The organism is Gulosibacter sediminis, from assembly GCF_014904065.1.
GTDB lineage: Bacteria > Actinomycetota > Actinomycetes > Actinomycetales > Microbacteriaceae > Gulosibacter > Gulosibacter sediminis.
Genome location: NZ_JACXJG010000035.1, coordinates 1 through 16,810, shown reverse-complemented (window position 1 = coordinate 16,810; position 16,810 = coordinate 1). Strand labels below are relative to the sequence as shown.

General features: G+C 68.4%; 13 protein-coding genes and 2 pseudogenes. All 15 read left to right on the top strand.

The genetic code is table 11. The features are described 5' to 3' along the window. Positions 1-1,489: 1,489 nt before the first annotated feature. Entirely contained in the window at positions 1,490-2,521 is a 1,032-nt protein-coding gene (locus ID132_RS12560; protein WP_193128785.1) for an HAD-IIA family hydrolase, read from the top strand. 165 nt (positions 2,522-2,686) lie between these two features. After that, entirely contained in the window at positions 2,687-3,487 is an 801-nt protein-coding gene (locus ID132_RS12550; protein ID WP_125107276.1) for a TlyA family RNA methyltransferase, read from the top strand. Next, positions 3,484-4,389, top strand: coding sequence for an NAD kinase (locus tag ID132_RS12545; protein WP_125107277.1), 906 nt, complete (start codon positions 3,484-3,486; stop codon positions 4,387-4,389). The genes ID132_RS12550 and ID132_RS12545 overlap by 4 nt, the downstream gene beginning before the upstream one ends. Further along, on the top strand, positions 4,389-6,104 hold the full coding sequence (gene recN / locus ID132_RS12540; RefSeq protein ID WP_193128783.1) for a DNA repair protein RecN: 1,716 nt from the start codon (positions 4,389-4,391) through the stop codon (positions 6,102-6,104). The genes ID132_RS12545 and recN overlap by 1 nt, the downstream gene beginning before the upstream one ends. A 21-nt stretch (positions 6,105-6,125) precedes the next feature. Next, positions 6,126-7,799 carry a CTP synthase gene (locus ID132_RS12535; RefSeq protein WP_459562497.1) on the top strand — a complete coding sequence of 558 codons (1,674 nt, stop codon included), beginning with the start codon at positions 6,126-6,128 and terminating at the stop codon, positions 7,797-7,799. Further along, complete coding sequence (locus tag ID132_RS12530) at positions 7,796-8,455, top strand: NUDIX domain-containing protein (RefSeq protein ID WP_193128781.1); 660 nt, start codon at positions 7,796-7,798, stop codon at positions 8,453-8,455. The genes ID132_RS12535 and ID132_RS12530 overlap by 4 nt, the downstream gene beginning before the upstream one ends. Beyond that, positions 8,452-9,351 carry a site-specific tyrosine recombinase XerD gene (gene xerD, locus ID132_RS12525; RefSeq protein WP_125107280.1) on the top strand — a complete coding sequence of 300 codons (900 nt, stop codon included), beginning with the start codon at positions 8,452-8,454 and terminating at the stop codon, positions 9,349-9,351. The genes ID132_RS12530 and xerD overlap by 4 nt, the downstream gene beginning before the upstream one ends. Before the next feature lie 367 nt (positions 9,352-9,718). Continuing rightward, positions 9,719-10,472: pseudogene (locus tag ID132_RS12520) on the top strand (ParA family protein). Continuing rightward, positions 10,459-11,268, top strand: coding sequence for a segregation and condensation protein A (locus ID132_RS12515; protein WP_125107281.1), 810 nt, complete (start codon positions 10,459-10,461; stop codon positions 11,266-11,268). The pseudogene ID132_RS12520 and the gene ID132_RS12515 overlap by 14 nt, the downstream one beginning before the upstream one ends. Continuing rightward, on the top strand, positions 11,258-11,824 hold the full coding sequence (gene scpB / locus ID132_RS12510; protein ID WP_193128780.1) for an SMC-Scp complex subunit ScpB: 567 nt from the start codon (positions 11,258-11,260) through the stop codon (positions 11,822-11,824). The genes ID132_RS12515 and scpB overlap by 11 nt, the downstream gene beginning before the upstream one ends. Further along, a complete protein-coding gene (locus ID132_RS12505; protein WP_193128779.1) occupies positions 11,817-12,761 on the top strand; it encodes a pseudouridine synthase in 945 nt (314 codons plus the stop codon). Before scpB ends, ID132_RS12505 begins: the two co-directional genes overlap by 8 nt. Then, positions 12,758-13,864 (top strand): prephenate dehydrogenase, encoded by a 1,107-nt coding sequence (locus ID132_RS12500; RefSeq protein ID WP_125107284.1) that lies wholly within the window; start codon positions 12,758-12,760, stop codon positions 13,862-13,864. The genes ID132_RS12505 and ID132_RS12500 overlap by 4 nt, the downstream gene beginning before the upstream one ends. Next, positions 13,861-14,535, top strand: coding sequence for a (d)CMP kinase (gene cmk, locus ID132_RS12495; protein ID WP_125107285.1), 675 nt, complete (start codon positions 13,861-13,863; stop codon positions 14,533-14,535). Before ID132_RS12500 ends, cmk begins: the two co-directional genes overlap by 4 nt. 92 nt (positions 14,536-14,627) lie before the next feature. Beyond that, a pseudogene (der, locus tag ID132_RS12490) lies at positions 14,628-16,059 on the top strand (ribosome biogenesis GTPase Der). Between the two features lie 191 nt (positions 16,060-16,250). Next, positions 16,251-16,810: cyclase family protein (locus tag ID132_RS12485; protein ID WP_193128778.1), on the top strand; the 560-nt coding region annotated here is incomplete at its 3' end.

The following is a 16,810-nucleotide window of genomic DNA, read 5'->3' as shown; positions in this document are numbered from 1 at the left end:
GGCGAGCGCGGGGGTTACCAGCGCCGCGATCGTGATGACAGCCGGGGCGGCGACCGTCGCGACGGCGGCCGGCCCGAGCGCCGCGGCGAATGGCAGAAGCCCGAGGGCAGCGCGCGCCTACAGCCGTCGCGTCCCGAGGAACTCCGCGCGGTCCGCGCCGAGCACACCGACCCCGAGATTCCCGACACCGTTTCGCCGCGTGACCTCGACGATGTCGCGCGCATGGAGCTGAAGACGCTCGCGAAGGAAACGGCCGACTTCGTCGCCGAGCACCTCGTGATGGCGTCGGCGCTCGTCGACACCGACCCCGAGCTTGCGCACCAGCATGCGCTCAGCGCATCCCGCCGTGGCGGTCGTATCGCGATGGTCCGTGAGACGCTCGCGATCACCGCCTACCTCACCGGTGACTATGCGCTCGCCCTGCGCGAGCTGCGTACCTACCGTCGCATCTCGGGTCGCGATGACCAGATCGCGCTCATGGTCGACTCGGAGCGCGGCCTCGGCCGCCCCGACCGCGCCCTCGAGCTTGGTCGCTCGGTCGACGAGAGCAAGCTCGACACCAACGGAAAGGTGCAGCTCGCCATCGCGATGTCAGGCGCGCGCCTCGACCAGGGCAACGCCGAGCTGGCGCTTGCCGAGCTCGAGATTCCGCAGCTCGACCGCACCAAGGCGTTCTCCTACAGCCCCGCGTTGTTTGGCGCGTACGCGGCCGTGCTCACCGACCTCGGTCGCGACAAGGAGGCTGCCGTCTGGGAGCGTGCCGCCGAACTCGCGCAGAACGCCCTCGACGAGTCGCAGGAGGGCTTCGAGACCGTCGAATTCGTCACTGAGCCGAACCCCGACTACATCCCGTCGGAAGAGCCGGAGGACGCCGACGACGAGACCGAAGAACCAGAAGACGCCGATGAGGCAGGCAACGTCGAAGACGAGCCCGCCGAAGACTCGGACGAATCGGACGACTCTGACGTGACCGAAGAGGTTGCTGACGACGACGCGTCAGATGACTTTGACGAAGCCACCGATGAACCTGAGGCTGCACCTGCCGAGCTCGAGTCGGTTGTTGCGGCTGAAGCTGTTGGCGCGGAACCCGCGCACGACGAGTCGGAAGCAGAAGACGTTACCGTCGCTGCCGACGTTCTCGACGACGACGAGTTCACTCGCGCATCCGTTTCGGAGCAGGTGGAGGCGGAGTTCGCCGAGATCCTCGCCGAGATCGATGAGGCCACCGAGGTTGAAGCCGAGGAGATCGTCGAAGAGGTTGCCGAGGCGGTTGAGGTCGTTGAGGCTGAGGACGCTCAGGCTCCCGTCGAAGCCGAGCTTGAGGTTCCAGTCGAGGTTGGGGTCGAGGCTGAAACCGAGCCCGAGCATGAAGCTGACGTTCAGTCGGCAGACGCCGCGCAGCCGGTCACCAAGGCGGACAAGACTGAAAAGTCNGGACGACGACGAGGACGACGAGCAGCTCTCGCTGTTCGACCTCTAGGAGCACTCGATGGCACTGTTCGGCAATCGCACGACGCCGGCACCGCTCGACGGCGTCGACGTGATCCTCTCCGACCTCGACGGCGTCATCTATCGCGGCCCGCACGCGATCGATCACGCGGTCGCTGCGCTCAACGAGTACGCGACCCGGGGCATCCGGCTCGGCTACATCACGAACAACGCGAGCCGCACCGATATCGCGGTGGCCGAGCAGCTCGCCGGCTTCGGCCTCAACACGACCCCGAGTGACGTCGTGACGAGCCCGCAGGCGGCCGTGCACCTGCTCAAGAACCACGTCGAGCCGGGCGCACTCGTGCTCGTGATCGGCGGCGAGGGCATCGTGCACGAGCTCGAGAAGGTCGGATTCCGTGCCACCCGTTCGGCGGACGATCAGCCGGATGCGGTGCTGCAGGGCTTCGCGCCCGAGGTTGGCTGGCAGCACCTCGCGGAGGCATCGTTCGCGCTCACGCGCGACATTCCATGGATCGCGACGAACCAGGACTGGACGATCCCGGTCGCGCGCGGCATCGCGCCCGGGAATGGCACGCTCGTAAGCGCCGTGCACACGGCCGTGCAGAAGCTGCCGATCGTCGCGGGCAAGCCCGAGACGCCGCTCTTTGAAGCGGCCGTCGAACGCTTCGGCGCGACNTCGCCGATCATGATCGGCGACCGGCTCGACACCGACATCAAGGGCGCCTTCCGCTCGAACATGAAGTCGGTGCTCGTGCTCACCGGCATCGACGGCCCGAAGCAGCTCATTGCGGCGGGGCCCGACGAGCGACCCGACTACATCGTGGGTGACCTGCGCGACCTCGACACTCCGTATCCCGTGGTCGAGGTCAACGCCCGGCCCGAGTACGTTGAGGCGAAGGTCGGTAGCGAGCGCGTCGTGCTCGATGGTATCGACCTGCAGGTGAAGTCGCGCGGCAAGCACAAGCTCGACCTGCTGCGCGCTGCGACGGCCGCCATCTGGAACTCCGACAAGCTCATCTACGCGCTGCGCGTGCCCGAATACCTCACGCAGGACTGGTCGAAGTGGTAGACCTCGAGGGCGTTCCGCTCGGCGAGCACGCCGCTGCCCTGCAGCGGCAGCTTGACGCACTCAAGCGCGCCCTCGACGACCCGAACGTGNGGCTCGACCTCGACGGGCTCGACGACCTCGGTGCGCGCGACGACTTCGACGCGCAGGATGCGGTCGGCGAGGGCGATGACTGATCGTCTCGATCGAGCGCTCGCCGCGCGCGGGCTCGCGAAGAGCCGCACCGAGGCGGCGCGCCTCGTCGACGCGGGCCTCGTCTTCGTCGACGGCATCGCCGCCACGAAGGCGTCGCAGCAGGTTGGTGATGCGGCCATCCTCGAAGTGCAGCGCGAGCAGCGGTGGGTGTCCCGCGCCGCGCACAAACTCCTCACCGCGCTCGAGGCGTTCGGCATCGACTGCGCCGGGCGCGAGGCGCTCGACGTCGGGGCCTCCACAGGCGGTTTCACCCAGGTGCTACTGCACCACGGCGCGCGAGAGGTGATCGCGCTCGACGTCGGGCACGACCAGCTCGACCCGCTCATCCGCGCCGACACCCGCGTGCGGGTCGTTGAGGGCGAGAACGCGCGCTACCTCACGGCCGAGCGGCTCGAGCAGCTCGCGCCGGGCGTGCATCCCGACCTCGTCGTCGGTGACCTCTCATTCATTTCGCTGCGGCACGTCCTGCCCGCGCTGCGCGCGAGCGTACCCGCGGCGCGCGACTATGTGCTGCTGTTGAAGCCGCAGTTCGAGGTCGGTCGGGGCCACGTGCGCGGCGGGCTCGTGACCGACCCCGCGGTCGCCGCCGACGCGGCGCTCGACGTCGTGCGCGACGCGGCCGGGCTCGAACTCGGTCTCGCGGGCATCGCGCCCTCGCCGATTACTGGCATGCACGGCAACCACGAATACCTGCTCTGGCTGCGAGCCGACTTCGTACCTGAACACGACCCCATCGAGCGCATTCGTAGGATGGTAGGAGAGGGAGGCTTATGACCGGCGAAGTGCGCAGAATCCTTGTGGTGGGCCACGTTGCCCGCGACGAGGCAATCGACGCGACCCTGAACACCCTCCTGTTCTTGGCGGCGCACGACATCGTGCCGGTGCTCGAAGCCTCGTTCGCCAGCGAACTCAGTGAGCACCAGACAGAGGGGCTGCCCGAGCAGGTTGAGCGCCTCGGCGTCGACTGCGAGGTCGCCGACTGTGAGCTCGTCGTGGTGCTCGGCGGCGACGGCACGATCCTGCTCGGTGTCGACCTCGCGCGCGAGGCGAACGTGCCCGTGCTGGGCGTCAACCTTGGCCACGTCGGCTTCCTCGCCGAGTCGGAACGCGAGTCGCTGCCGCTCGTGCTGCAACGCGCCATCGACCGCGCCTACGAGGTCGAGGAGCGCATGGCACTGCGCGTCGACGTACACCGACCCGACGGCGTGGTCGAAACCGACTGGGCCCTCAACGAGGCCTCGATCGAAAAGGGCAACCGGCAGCGGATGCTCTCGGTCGGCATCGACGTCGACGGCGAGCCGCTCTCGAGCTTCGGCTGCGACGGCGTGCTGTTCTCGACCCCGACCGGGTCGACCGCGTACTCGTTCTCGGCGGGCGGGCCGATCGTCTGGCCCGCCGTCGAAGCGCTCCTGCTCGTGCCGGTTTCGGCGCACGCACTGTTCACGAAGCCCATCGTCGTCGCGCCCGATTCGGAGCTCGCCGTCGAGATTCACCCCGAGGGGCCGGATGCGATTATCTGGCTCGACGGACGCCGCCGGCTCGAGCTGCCCGCGGGCTCGCGCGCGACCGGCACGCGCTCTGAGCAGCCGGTGCGACTCGCGCGCCTGCACCCGGGGCCGTTCACGACGCGACTCGTGAAGAAGTTTCAGCTGCCGACGGTGGGCTGGCGGGGCTAATGCTCGACGACATCGAGATCCGTTCGCTCGGCGTCATCGATCAAGCGCGGCTGCCCCTCGGCCCCGGCTTCACCGCGATCACCGGCGAGACCGGTGCGGGCAAGACCATGGTCGTGACAGCGCTCGGACTGTTGCTCGGTGGCCGCGCCACGAGCGACGCGGTGCGGGCCGACGCTGACAAGGCCGTAGTCGAGGGTCACGCCGTCATCGATCCGAGCGGGCCCATCGCCGAGCTCGTCGCTGAGGCCGGCGGTGACGCCGAGCCGTTCACCGAGGACGACGCGACGCGCGCCGAGGTCGTGCTTGCGCGGCAGGTCGCGAAGTCGGGTCGCTCGCGCGCCTGGCTCGGTGGCCGCGCCGTGCCAGCGAGCGTGCTGGCGAGCGCGGGGGAGCACCTCGTCGCCGTCCACGGGCAGTCCGAGCAGCTGCGGCTCACGCGCGAGGAAGCGCAGCGCACCGCCCTCGATCGCTTCGGTGGGGTCGAGGTGGCGGATGCGCTCGAGCGCGTCGCCGCGCTGTACGACGAACTGCGCGAACGGAAGCAGGAACTTGACGCGCTCCGTGCCTCGGCGGGGGAGCGCGAGGCCGAGCGCGAAGGTCTGCGCAAGCTGGCGGATGCGGTGGACGCGGTCGCGCCGCAGCCCGGCGAGGACAAGGAACTGCTCGGCCGCATCGAGCGACTCAGCAACCGCGAGCAGCTGCGCAGCGACGTCGGCGGCGCGCACGAGCTGCTGTCGGGCGAGCATCCGGCCGGTTCGCTGCGCGATCGGGCCCGCGAGGTGCGCACCGCGGTCGACCGCGCGCTGCGGAGCGACTCGAGTCTCGAGTCCGTCGCCGAGGCCGCGAACGACCTCGAGTACACGATCGACGATCTCGCCGCGCAGCTCGGCGGGTATCTTGCCGACCTCGACACCGACGGCGTCGGCGAACTCGACTCGCTCAACGACCGCCTCGCCGCGCTCGAAGACCTCAAGCGCCGCTACGACGGCGAACTCGACGAGATTGCGGAGCGCGCGGCCGACGCGGGGCGGCGCTTGCTCGAGCTCACGGGCGCCGATACGCGCATCCCGCAGCTCGCCGAGACGGTCGAAGCCCTCGCCGCCGATCTCGATGAGGCCGCGACGCGCCTGAGCAATCTTCGTGCCGCCGCGGCCCAGGAGCTCGCCGAGGGCGCCACCGGCGAACTCGCCGCGCTCGCCATGCCAAACGCGCGACTGCACGTCGACGTGACGCCGGGCGAGCGCATCCGCCGCACCGGCCGTGACCAGGTGCAGTTTCTGCTGACACCGCATCCGGGCGCGAAGCCGTCGCCGCTCGCGGTTGGTGCCTCGGGCGGCGAGCTGAGCCGCGTCATGCTCGCGCTCGAAGTTGTGCTTGCGGCCGCGAGCCCCGTGCCGACACTCGTGTTCGACGAGGTCGACGCCGGCGTCGGTGGCGCCGCCGCGCTCGAGATCGGCGCACGCCTGCAGCGGCTCGCGACGACGAGCCAGGTGATTGTCGTGACGCACCTCGCGCAGGTCGCGGCGTTCGCCGATCACCACGTGCGCATCGAGAAGGCGACGGATGGGCAGGTCACGACCTCGTCCATCCGCGAGCTCGACGCGCCCGGGCGGGTCGAAGAGATGACTCGCCTGCTGTCGGGCCTGACCGAGTCGGAAACCGGCCGGGCACACGCTGAAGAACTGCTGCGCCGCGGGGCGCGTGAGGTAGGCTGAGAATCCGTGAACGACGCAACTGTGCACCCCGCCAAGTCCGAGACTCCGGTCAAGCAAATCTTCGTCACCGGAGGAGTTGTCTCCTCGCTCGGTAAGGGCCTCACGGCGGCCAGCCTCGGCAATCTGCTGACGGCCCGCGGCCTGCACGTCGTCATGCAGAAGCTCGACCCATACCTCAACGTCGACCCGGGCACCATGAACCCGTTCCAGCACGGCGAGGTATTCGTCACGANCGAGACCGATCTCGACATCGGTCACTATGAGCGCTTCCTCGACGTCAACCTCAGCGCCGCCGCGAACGTCACGACCGGCCAGGTCTACCAGACGGTCATCGCGAAGGAGCGCCGCGGCGAGTACCTCGGCGACACGGTGCAGGTGATTCCGCACATCACCGACGAGATCAAGCGCCGCATGCGCCTCCAGGCCGAAGAAGAGCCGCGCCCCGACGTGATCATCACCGAGGTTGGCGGCACCATCGGCGACATCGAGTCGCTGCCATTCATCGAGTCGGCCCGCCAGATTCGCCACGAGCTCGGCCGCGACAACGTGTTCTTCGTGCATGTTTCGCTCGTGCCGTTCATGGGTGCGTCGGGCGAGCAGAAGACGAAGCCGACCCAGCACTCGGTCGCGTCGCTGCGCTCGTACGGTATTCAGCCGGATGCGCTCGTGCTGCGCAGCGACCGCCCCGTCACCGACTCGAACCGCTCGAAGATCGCGCTCATGTGCGACGTCAACGAGCGCGCAGTCGTGAACACCCCCGACCTGCCGTCGATCTACGAGATTCCGTCGACGCTGCACGAGCAGGGCCTCGACGACTACATTATCGAGCAGCTCAAGCTACCGGTCGAGGACGCCTTCGAGTTCGACGACTGGGAGCGACTGCTCGACGTCGTGCACAACCCGAAGCGCACCGTCACGATCGGCCTCGTCGGCAAGTACATTGACCTGCCCGATGCGTACCTCTCGGTCTCGGAGGCGCTCAAGGCCGGCGGTTTCACGAATGACGCGCGCGTCGAACTGCGCTGGGTTCCCTCGGACACTTGCGAGACGCCCGAGGGTGCCGCGGCAGCGCTCTCCGACCTCGACGGCATCTGCGTGCCCGGCGGCTTCGGCGTGCGCGGCATCGAGGGCAAGCTCGGCGCCCTGCGCTTCGCCCGCGAGAACCGCATCCCGACCCTCGGCCTCTGCCTTGGCCTGCAGTGCATGGTGATCGAGTATGCGCGCAACGTCGCCGGCATCGCTGGCGCTTCGTCGAGCGAGTTCGACCCCGAAACCCCGGCACCCGTCATCGCGACGATGGCCGAGCAGGTCGACATCATCGACGGCGGCGACCTCGGCGGCACCATGCGCCTCGGCGCCTACCCGGCCGCGCTGCAGGCCGGCTCGATCGTCTCGGGCGTCTACGGTGCCACCGAGGTCGAAGAGCGCCACCGCCACCGCTACGAGGTGAACAACGAGTACCGCGAGCAAATCGCCGACGCGGGGCTCGTCTTCTCGGGCACGTCGCCCGACGGCCACCTCGTCGAGTTCGTTGAGCTGCCCGCCGACGTGCACCCGTACTACGTGGCGACCCAGGCGCACCCCGAGCTCAAGTCGCGGCCCAACCACGCGCATCCGCTGTTCGCCGGCCTCGTCAAGGCCGCCATCGAGCGCGAGGCCGCGAGCCGCCTCGTGGAAGTGGACGACGCCGAGTGACCCTGCGCGACGAACCCGAGGTGCACGAGCTGCGGTCGCAGCGACTCGTGCATCGGGGTTGGGTGTGGAACCTCGTCGACGACGAGGTGCAGTACGGCGACGCCGTGATGCATCGCGAGTACGTCGACCACACCTCGGCCGTCGCGGTGCTCGCGATCAACGAAGACGACGAGGTGCTGCTCATTTCGCAGTATCGCCACCCCGTGCACTCTCGCAACTGGGAGATCCCGGCCGGCCTGCTTGACGGTGGCCCCGAGGAGTCGCCGCTCGTCGCCGCGCAGCGCGAGCTCGCCGAAGAGGCGCAGCTCGAGGCTTCGCAGTGGTGGCTGCTGCACGACTTCTGGAACAGCCCGGGCGGCTCGAACGAGTCGATTCGCATCTTCCTCGCCCGCGGGCTCAGCGCCTCGCCGCTCGAGTTTGAACGCACGCTTGAGGAGGCCGACATCGAGACGCGCTGGGTCGCGCTCGATGAAGCGATTGACGCGATCCTCGCCGGCGACCTGCACAATCCCGCGCTGCTGCAGGCGCTGCTCGTCGCGAACGAGTCGCGCCGCCACGACTGGTCGACGCTGCGCGACGCAGCAACGCCCTGGCCGACCCGTTCGCCGGGCCCGGAGGTGACGCCGCGCGCCCTCGAGGGCGGACGGCGCGCGTGAACCGCTTCGCCGAACGCTACCTTCGGCACCTCACGATCGAGCGCGGCCTCTCGGCGAACTCGCTCGGCGCCTACCGCCGCGACCTCGACCGCTACGTCGGGTTTCTCGCCGAGCGCGGCATCGACGAGCCGGTGAAGATCACCGCGAACGACACCCGTGAGTTCATGGCGTGGCTGCGTGACCCCGACGGCTTGGATCTCGCGGCTTCCTCGGCCGCGCGCATCGCCTCGAGCGTGCGCGGTTTCCACCGATTTCTCGACGACGAGGGCCTGGTGGACGAAGACGTCGCGAGCGAACTCCAGGCCCCGAAACTGCCAAAACGCCTGCCGAAGGCGCTCACGATCGACGAGGTGCAGCGACTGCTCGACGCCGCCGGCGGCGACACCCCCGAGCAGCTGCGCGACCGGGCGCTGCTCGAGGTGCTCTACGCCTCGGGCGCCCGCATCTCGGAGGCGGTCGGCCTCGCCGTCGACGACGTCATCGACCGCGACATGGTGCGGGTGCGGGGCAAGGGCGACAAGCAGCGCATCGTACCGCTCGGCTCCTTCGCCCAGGATGCGCTGAACGCCTACCTCGTGCGGGCCCGGCCGGGGTTCGCGGCGAAGGGCAAGGGCTCGCCCGCGCTGTTCCTCGGCGTGCGTGGCGGCCCGCTCTCACGCAATAGCGCCTGGAACATCCTGCAGCGCGTCGCCGAGCGCGCCGAACTCACGACGAACGTGTCGCCGCACACGCTGCGCCACTCCTTCGCGACGCACCTCATGCAGGGCGGGGCGGATGTGCGCGTCGTGCAGGAGCTGCTCGGCCACTCCTCGGTGTCGACGACGCAGATCTACACGAAGGTCACGGCCGACGCGCTGCGCGAGATGTACGCGCTCGCGCATCCGCGCGCCCGTTAGCAATCTTTAACGTTCAACTAGCACTTGAGGTGAGGTGCCTGTGACCCGGCGAGGCAGGGTCGGCGTGTCGGGGCCCGTGGCTACTATCTGAAAACGCGTGATCAACCTGTCGAAAAAGGAGGCGGCGACTGTGTCTGCAATGAACGAAGCCGACCTGCCCGAGCTGCCGGGCCTCGAGGTTCCGGCTGATCTGCTCAAGTCGAAGCCCAAGACCAAGCCGCGCCCGGTCACGGGCCCCGCGCCCGAACCCGCCGAGGGCAGCGCCCCCGGCCAGCCTCGCTCGGCCGAAGCCGTGTCGACCCGGCAGTACAACAAGTTTCCCGAGCCCGAGCCGCTGCCCGAGCACGGCCCCGCGCGCGTCATCGCGATGTGCAACCAGAAGGGNCGGCGTCGGCAAGACGACGACCTCGATCAACCTCGCCGCGTCGCTCGCGTCGTATGGTCGGCGCGTGCTCTGCATCGACTTCGACCCGCAGGGCGCGCTCTCGGCGGGCCTCGGCATCTCGACGCACAACTCGCTGACGATCTACGACCTGCTCATCGGTCGCGAGTCTGACCCGCACGCCGCGATCACGAAGACCCACTTCGAGGGCCTCGACGTGATCCCCGCGAACATCGACCTCTCGGCCGCCGAGGTGCACCTCGTCACCGAGGTCGCCCGCGAGCAGATCCTCGCGTCGATCATCCGCAAGGTCGCCGACGACTACGACCTCGTGCTCATCGACTGCCANCCCTCGCTCGGCCTGCTCACCGTGAACGCGCTCACGGCGAGCCATGGCGTGATGATTCCGCTCGAGTGCGAGTACTTCGCGCTGCGCGGCGTCGCCCTGCTCATCGAAACGATCGAGAAGGTGCGCTCGCGCCTCAACCCGGCGCTTGAGCTCGACGGCATCCTGCCGACCATGTTCGACGGCCGTACCCTGCACTCGCGCGAGGTGCTCGACCGCGTCTTCGAGGTGTTCGGCGACAAGGTGTTCGACACCGTCATCGGTCGCACCGTGAAGTTCCCCGACGCGTCGATTGCCGGCGTGCCGATCGTTGAGTTCGCGCCCGAGCACGCAGCGGCGAAGGCCTACCGGCAGCTGGCCCGCGAGCTGGTGGCCCGCGGTGCAGCCGCCTAGCGAGGCACCCACGGAGGGCGACTTTCGAGTCGCCCTCGACGTGTTTCAGGGGCCGTTCGACCTGCTGCTGCAGCTCATCGGCCGCCACGAGGTCGACATCACCGAGATCTCGCTGTCGCGGGTGACCGACGAGTTCATCTCCTACGTTGCCCAGCTCGAGCGCGCCGAAGAACTCGACCGCGCGAGCGAGTTCATCGTCGTCGCCGCGACGCTGCTCGACATGAAGCTCGTGAGCCTGCTGCCGCAGGGCGACTACGTCGACGCCGAAGATGTCGCGGTGCTCGAGGCGCGTGACCTGCTGTTCGCGCGGCTGTTGCAGTACCGCGCGTTCAAGGAGGCCGCCGAGTGGTTTCGCGGCCACTTCGAGGTCGAAGAGCGTCGCACGGCCCGCACGGTGCCGCTCGAGCAGAAGTTCATCGACCGCGTGCCCGACCTCGTGTGGACCCACTCGCTCGAGGACTTCGGCGCGATCGCCGCGCTCGTGTTTGCGCCGCGGGAGATCCCCACGGTCGGCCTCGACCACCTGCACGCGCCGCTCGTGTCGATTCGCGAGCAGGCGAGCCTGCTCGTCGGGCGGCTGCGCGACGGCGGGCCGGCGACGTTCCGCGAGCTCGTGGCGGATGCGGATGTCGCGGGCGTCGTCGTCGCTCGCTTTCTCGCGGTGCTCGAGCTGTTCCGCCGGGCCGCCGTCGAACTGCACCAGGAGGTGCCGCTAGGGGAGCTCACGGTGAGCTGGAGCGGCGAAGATTGGAACGACGAAGACTTGAGCACGCTGGGGGCCGACTATGACCAATGACCAACCCGTCGAGGTCGATCTCACGCGCGCGATCGAGGCGATGCTGTTCGTCAGCGACGAGCCGATTCCGGTCGTCGCGCTCGCGGCAGCCGTGTCGCAGCCGGTCAAGGCGGTCCAGCAATCCCTGCACGAGCTCGTCGCAGACTATGATGGAGAGTCTGGCGGCGCGCGCCGAGGCTTCGAGCTGCGCGAGGTCGGCGGAGGCTGGCGTATGTACGTGCGCTCGGACTTCGACGAGATCGTGGGCGACTTTGTGTCGGTGCGGCAGCCGTCGCGGCTGTCACAGGCGGCACTCGAGACCCTCACGGTGATCGCGTACCGCCAACCCGTGACGCGTTCGCAGGTCGCCCAGGTGCGAGCCGTGAATGTCGACTCCGTGGTGCGAACCCTCGTCAGCCGCGGCCTCATCACAGAATCGGGCGTCGAGCCGGTGACTGGGGCGACGCTCTACAGCACGACCGAACTGCTGCTGCAGCACCTCGGCATTAACTCCCTTGAGGAGCTTCCCAAGATTTCCCCGTTGCTCGACGACGGGCAGGATGGATTCCATGGATAACTACGACCGTGATCGCGAGCGCCGAGACGAGCGCGAGCGCAGCCGCCAGGAGCGCGAGCAGGAACGCGACGCCGTGCGTCGGGCGAAGCACGAGCGACCCCGCGGCGGTTATTCGCTCGCCGACTTCGACGACATCCCGTTCCAGCCGCAGCACCGACCCGAGGCGGCCGCCGCGCCGCGCGAAGAGCTCTCGACCGAGGGCGTGCGTCTGCAGAAGGCGCTCGCGAACGCGGGTGTCGCATCGCGCCGCGCATCCGAGAACCTCATCACCGCGGGCAAGGTGCGCGTCAACGGTCAGCGCGTCACCGAGCTCGGCACGCGTATCGACCCGGAGCGCGACGAGGTCATTGTCAACGGCACCCCGGTGCAGTTCGACCAGAGCCGCCGCTACGTCATGCTGAACAAGCCCGTCGGCGTCGTCTCGACGATGCACGACGATCAGGGGCGCCCCGACCTACGCCAGTTCGCGAAGCAGTTCACCGAGCGCGTCTACAACGTCGGTCGGCTCGACGGTGAGACGAGCGGACTGTTGATTCTCACGAACGACGGCGAACTCGCGAACGTGCTCGCGCATCCCTCGTTCGGTGTGACCAAGACCTACGTCGCGAAGGTGCGCGGCAAGTTCACCCCCGGCAAGCTCAAGCAACTGCTCGACGGTATCGAGCTTGAGGACGGCTTCATTAAGGCCGACGCGGGCCACATCGTCGACCGCTCGGGAGGCGGGCGCACGACCCTCGTCGAGGTCACCCTGCACTCGGGCCGCAACCGCATCGTGCGCCGCATGTTCGACGCCGTCGGCCACCCGGTGCAAGAGCTCGTGCGCCGCAGCTTCGGCCCGCTTCAGCTCGGCACGCTCAAGACCGGCGAACTGCGCGAGCTCTCGCGCGACGAGCTCGGCAAGCTGCTGCGCCTTGCCAAGCGGGCGGCCCGCCAATGACCCCGACGCGTACGAACTCGCCGGTGCTTGTAGTCGGCACTGGGCTGCTCGGCTCCTCGGTGGGCCTCGGTTTGAGCGCCAAGGGCGTAGATGTGCTGCTCTCGGACGCCTCGCCCGTCGCGCTGGGGCTCGCCGCCGACTACGGCGCCGGCCGCGTCGCGCCAGCGAAAAACGCCTCCGAGGCGTCGTCCGCGGACACGCCGCAGATCGTCATCGTCTGCGTGCCGCCGGATGTTGCCGGGCACGTCGTCATGCAGCAGCTCGAGGCCTGGCCCGACGCGATCGTCACCGATGTGACGAGCGTCAAGACTGCGCCGCTCGAGCACGTGCGCGAACACGGCGGCGACCTGAGCCGTTACCTCGGCTCGCACCCCATGGCGGGCCGCGAGACCGGTGGCCCGCTCGCCGGCCGCATGAACCTGTTCGTCGGTCGCCCATGGGTGATCGCGCCGCACGAGCAAACGACCGTGTTCGCGCTGCAAGAGATCGAGGGCCTCGCGCTCGACCTCGGCGGCACCGTGGTGTCACTCAGCGCCGAAGAGCACGACAATGCGGTTGCACTGATCTCGCACGTGCCGCAGCTCGTCTCGAGCATCATGGCCGGGCAGATTTTGCGCGACGAGACCGACGCGGCTGCGCTCGCGGGCGGCGGCCTGCGCGATGTCACGCGCATCGCGGCGAGCGACCCCACACTCTGGAACCAGATTCTCGCGGCGAACGGGCCCCGGGTCGCCAAGATCCTGCGCCAGGTCGCAGCCGACGCGGGCGAGCTTGCCGAGGCCCTCGACGACGTGTCGGTGCCGGGCGCGCGCAAGGCCGTGGCCGAACACATGCGGGCCGGCAACGAGGGCGTTGCGAAGATTCCGGGCAAGCACGGCAGCCGCCGCACGTTCGCCCGGCTCACGGTGCTTGTGGACGACCGCCCGGGCCAGCTCGCGCAGCTGTTCCACGATATTGGCGAGGCCGAGATCAACGTCGAGGAGCTCGTGCTCGAGCACTCGCCGGGCGCGAACCTCGGCCTCGTGCAGATCGAGGTGCTGCCCGAGGTGCACACCCGACTCACGGAAGAACTTGAGGCGCGGGGATGGAGGCTGGCGGAGTGACCGCAACGGTAGTAGCAATCGACGGGCCCGCGGGCTCCGGCAAGTCGACGGTGTCGCGCGAGGTTGCACGCCGCCTCGGCTGGCAGCTGCTCGACACCGGCTCGGTGTATCGGGCCATCACGTGGTTCGGGCTGCAACGCGGCACCGACCTCGACGACACACAGGCCGTCATCGCGCTCATGCCTGAGTTTCTCGACGCGTGGCGTCTCTCGCTCGACCCCGACGAGTCGTGGGTGCGCGTGGGGGAGCAGGACATCACGGGCGACATCCGCACCACCGAGATCTCGGCGAGCGTGTCGAAGGTCGCGCGCATCATTCCCGTGCGCGAGGCCGTCAACGAGCGGTTCCGCGAACTGCTGTTTGGGGCGGATGCGGCGGGCATCGTCGCGGAGGGCCGCGACATCACGACCGTGGTCGCCCCCGACGCGAATGTGCGCATCCTGCTCACCGCCGACGAGGCCGAGCGCATTCGGCGCCGCCAGGCCGAGCTCGCGGGCGACGACGCGGCGGCCGTCGCCGCGACCGTGGCCGCGCGCGACGCGCGTGACTCGCAGGTCGTGAACTTTACTTCGGCAGCCGACGGCGTCACCGTCGTCGACTCCACTCATCTTGACCTTGACGCGGTGATCGACGCCGTGCTCGAGTTGATCCGCGAAAGGAGCGGCTCGTGAGCGACACCACCCCGTACGAACCCGAATTCATCGAGGGCGACGACCTCTTCGAGGAGGGCTACGAGGGCGACCTCGGCGAGCGCCTCGAAGAAATCGAGGACGACGTTGCCGAGCAGCGCGCCGAGGTGCTTCGCCGCGCCCTTGACGAGTACAACCTCGACGATGATGACCTCGAAGTGCTCGAGGGTGACTTCGCCGATGACGGCACCTTCCTCATGCCGGCGCTGCCCGTGCTCGCAGNCGCCCGAACGTCGGCAAGTCGGCGCTCGTCAACCGAATCCTCGGCCGCCGCGAAGCCGTGGTTGAGGACGTGCCGGGCGTCACCCGCGACCGCGTGAGCTACCGCGCCGAATGGGGCGGCCGCCACTTCACTCTCGTCGACACCGGCGGCTGGGAACCCGACGCGCGCGGCATCGACCGGTCGGTTGCCGAGCAGGCCGAGATCGCCATCGAGCTCGCCGACGCCGTGCTGTTCGTCGTCGATGCGAACGTCGGCCCCACCTCGAGCGACGAGCACGTCGTGAAGATGCTCCGCAAGAGCGACCGCCCCGTGCTGCTGCTCGCCAACAAGGTCGATGACCTGGTGCAAGAGCCGAACGCGGCCACGCTATGGGGCCTCGGCCTCGGCGAGCCCTGGCCGGTCTCGGCGCTGCACGGTCGCGGCGTCGCCGACATGCTCGATGAGGCCATGCGCATCTTGCCCGAGGTGTCGAAGGTCGCGAAGCAGGAGGTCGGTGGGCCCCGTCGCGTTGCGANCGCCCGAACGTCGGCAAGTCGAGCCTGCTCAACAAGGCCGCGGGGGAGGAGCGCGTCGTCGTCAACGACCTCGCCGGCACCACCCGTGACCCCGTCGACTCGCTCGTCGAGATCGGCGGCCGAGTCTGGCGCTTCGTCGACACCGCGGGTATCCGCAAGCGCGTGCACCTACAACAGGGCGCCGACTTCTACGCCTCGCTGCGAACCGCGACGGCGATTGACAAGGCCGAAGTGGCAGTCGTCGTGTTCGACGTGACCGAGCCGCTCGGCGTGCAGGATGTGCGCATCGTCGACATGGTGCTGCAGTCGGGCCGCGCGCTCGTGCTCGCCTTCAACAAGTGGGACGAACTCGATGACGAGCGCCGCTGGCAGCTCGAACGCGAGATCGAGCAGGACCTCAAGCACGTCGCCTGGGCACCCCGCGTCAACATCTCGGCGAAGACCGGCCGGCACCTCGAAAAGCTCGTACCGGCCCTGACCGTCGCGCTCGAGTCGTGGGACACCCGCATCCCCACCGGCAAGCTCAACGCGTTCCTCACCGAGCTCACGCAGGAGCTGCCGCACCCGCTGCGCGGTGGCAAGCAGCCGCGCGTGCTGTTCGCGACGCAGGCGCAGACGCGCCCGCCCACGTTTGTGCTGTTCACGACGGGGTTCCTTGACCCCGGCTATCGGCGCTTTATTCAGCGACGGTTGCGTGAGGTGTTCGGTTTTGTGGGCACGCCGATTCAGATCAACATGCGTGTCCGCGAACGGCGGAAGCGGAAGTAGGCCAAAAAAGAGGGCGGGCGTCAACGACGCCCCTCCCTCTTTGCGAAAGCACTGAGGGCTGTGCAATAGTTGCATGTAGCATGCAACACTCTGGTGTGTTGTCTGCACGGAGTACGGCGATGGAATTCAGCGTTGAATGCAGGTGAGCAATCTTGACCATTATCGACCTTGAGCAGCCATGATTCTCAGGGATGCCGATCTTTCCGGATCACCAACCTGGGTATTCATATTTTCTCCATCGCCGGCACAGGGACACGCTTAAGTCGCAACCAGGAAGCCTTGGTCGCTCAAGCTCCTCAGGTGTTCTCGTGATGATGGAGCATTCAGGGACGCATGTGGATGCGATCTGCCATCAAGCTGAGGACCTCAAGTTCTACGGGTGCCACGACGCCGACGACTACGAATCCGTTAACGGGTTTAGCATGGGGGACGCGACCGCGATTCCGGTGTTTCACCATCCGGGCGTGCTGATAGACCTCGTTCGCGACAACGATGGTGCCGAGGTCTCCGCGTCAGCGTTGATCTCGCTCGAGCAGGTGCAGCGAGCGGCGAAAAAGCAGAATGCCGTACCGGCGCCCGGTGAGGTGGCTTTGATTCGCACGGGGAATGGTCGGTACTGGAACGACTCCGAGCGGTATCTCAACGGGCCCGGTATGTCGCCCGACGTCTCGCAATGGCTCGCGGATCTGGGTGTTGTCGCGGTCGGCGCCGACAACATGGCGTGGGATTTGCGGCTCTTCGGACATTCGGT

Coding starts and splice junctions, on each gene's coding strand:
- ID132_RS12550 (WP_125107276.1), top strand. CDS start 2,687: ATGACTGATCGTCTCGATCGAGCGCTCGCCGCGCGCGGGCTCGCGAAG.
- ID132_RS12545 (WP_125107277.1), top strand. CDS start 3,484: ATGACCGGCGAAGTGCGCAGAATCCTTGTGGTGGGCCACGTTGCCCGC.
- recN (WP_193128783.1), top strand. CDS start 4,389: ATGCTCGACGACATCGAGATCCGTTCGCTCGGCGTCATCGATCAAGCG.
- scpB (WP_193128780.1), top strand. CDS start 11,258: ATGACCAATGACCAACCCGTCGAGGTCGATCTCACGCGCGCGATCGAG.
- ID132_RS12505 (WP_193128779.1), top strand. CDS start 11,817: ATGGATAACTACGACCGTGATCGCGAGCGCCGAGACGAGCGCGAGCGC.
- ID132_RS12500 (WP_125107284.1), top strand. CDS start 12,758: ATGACCCCGACGCGTACGAACTCGCCGGTGCTTGTAGTCGGCACTGGG.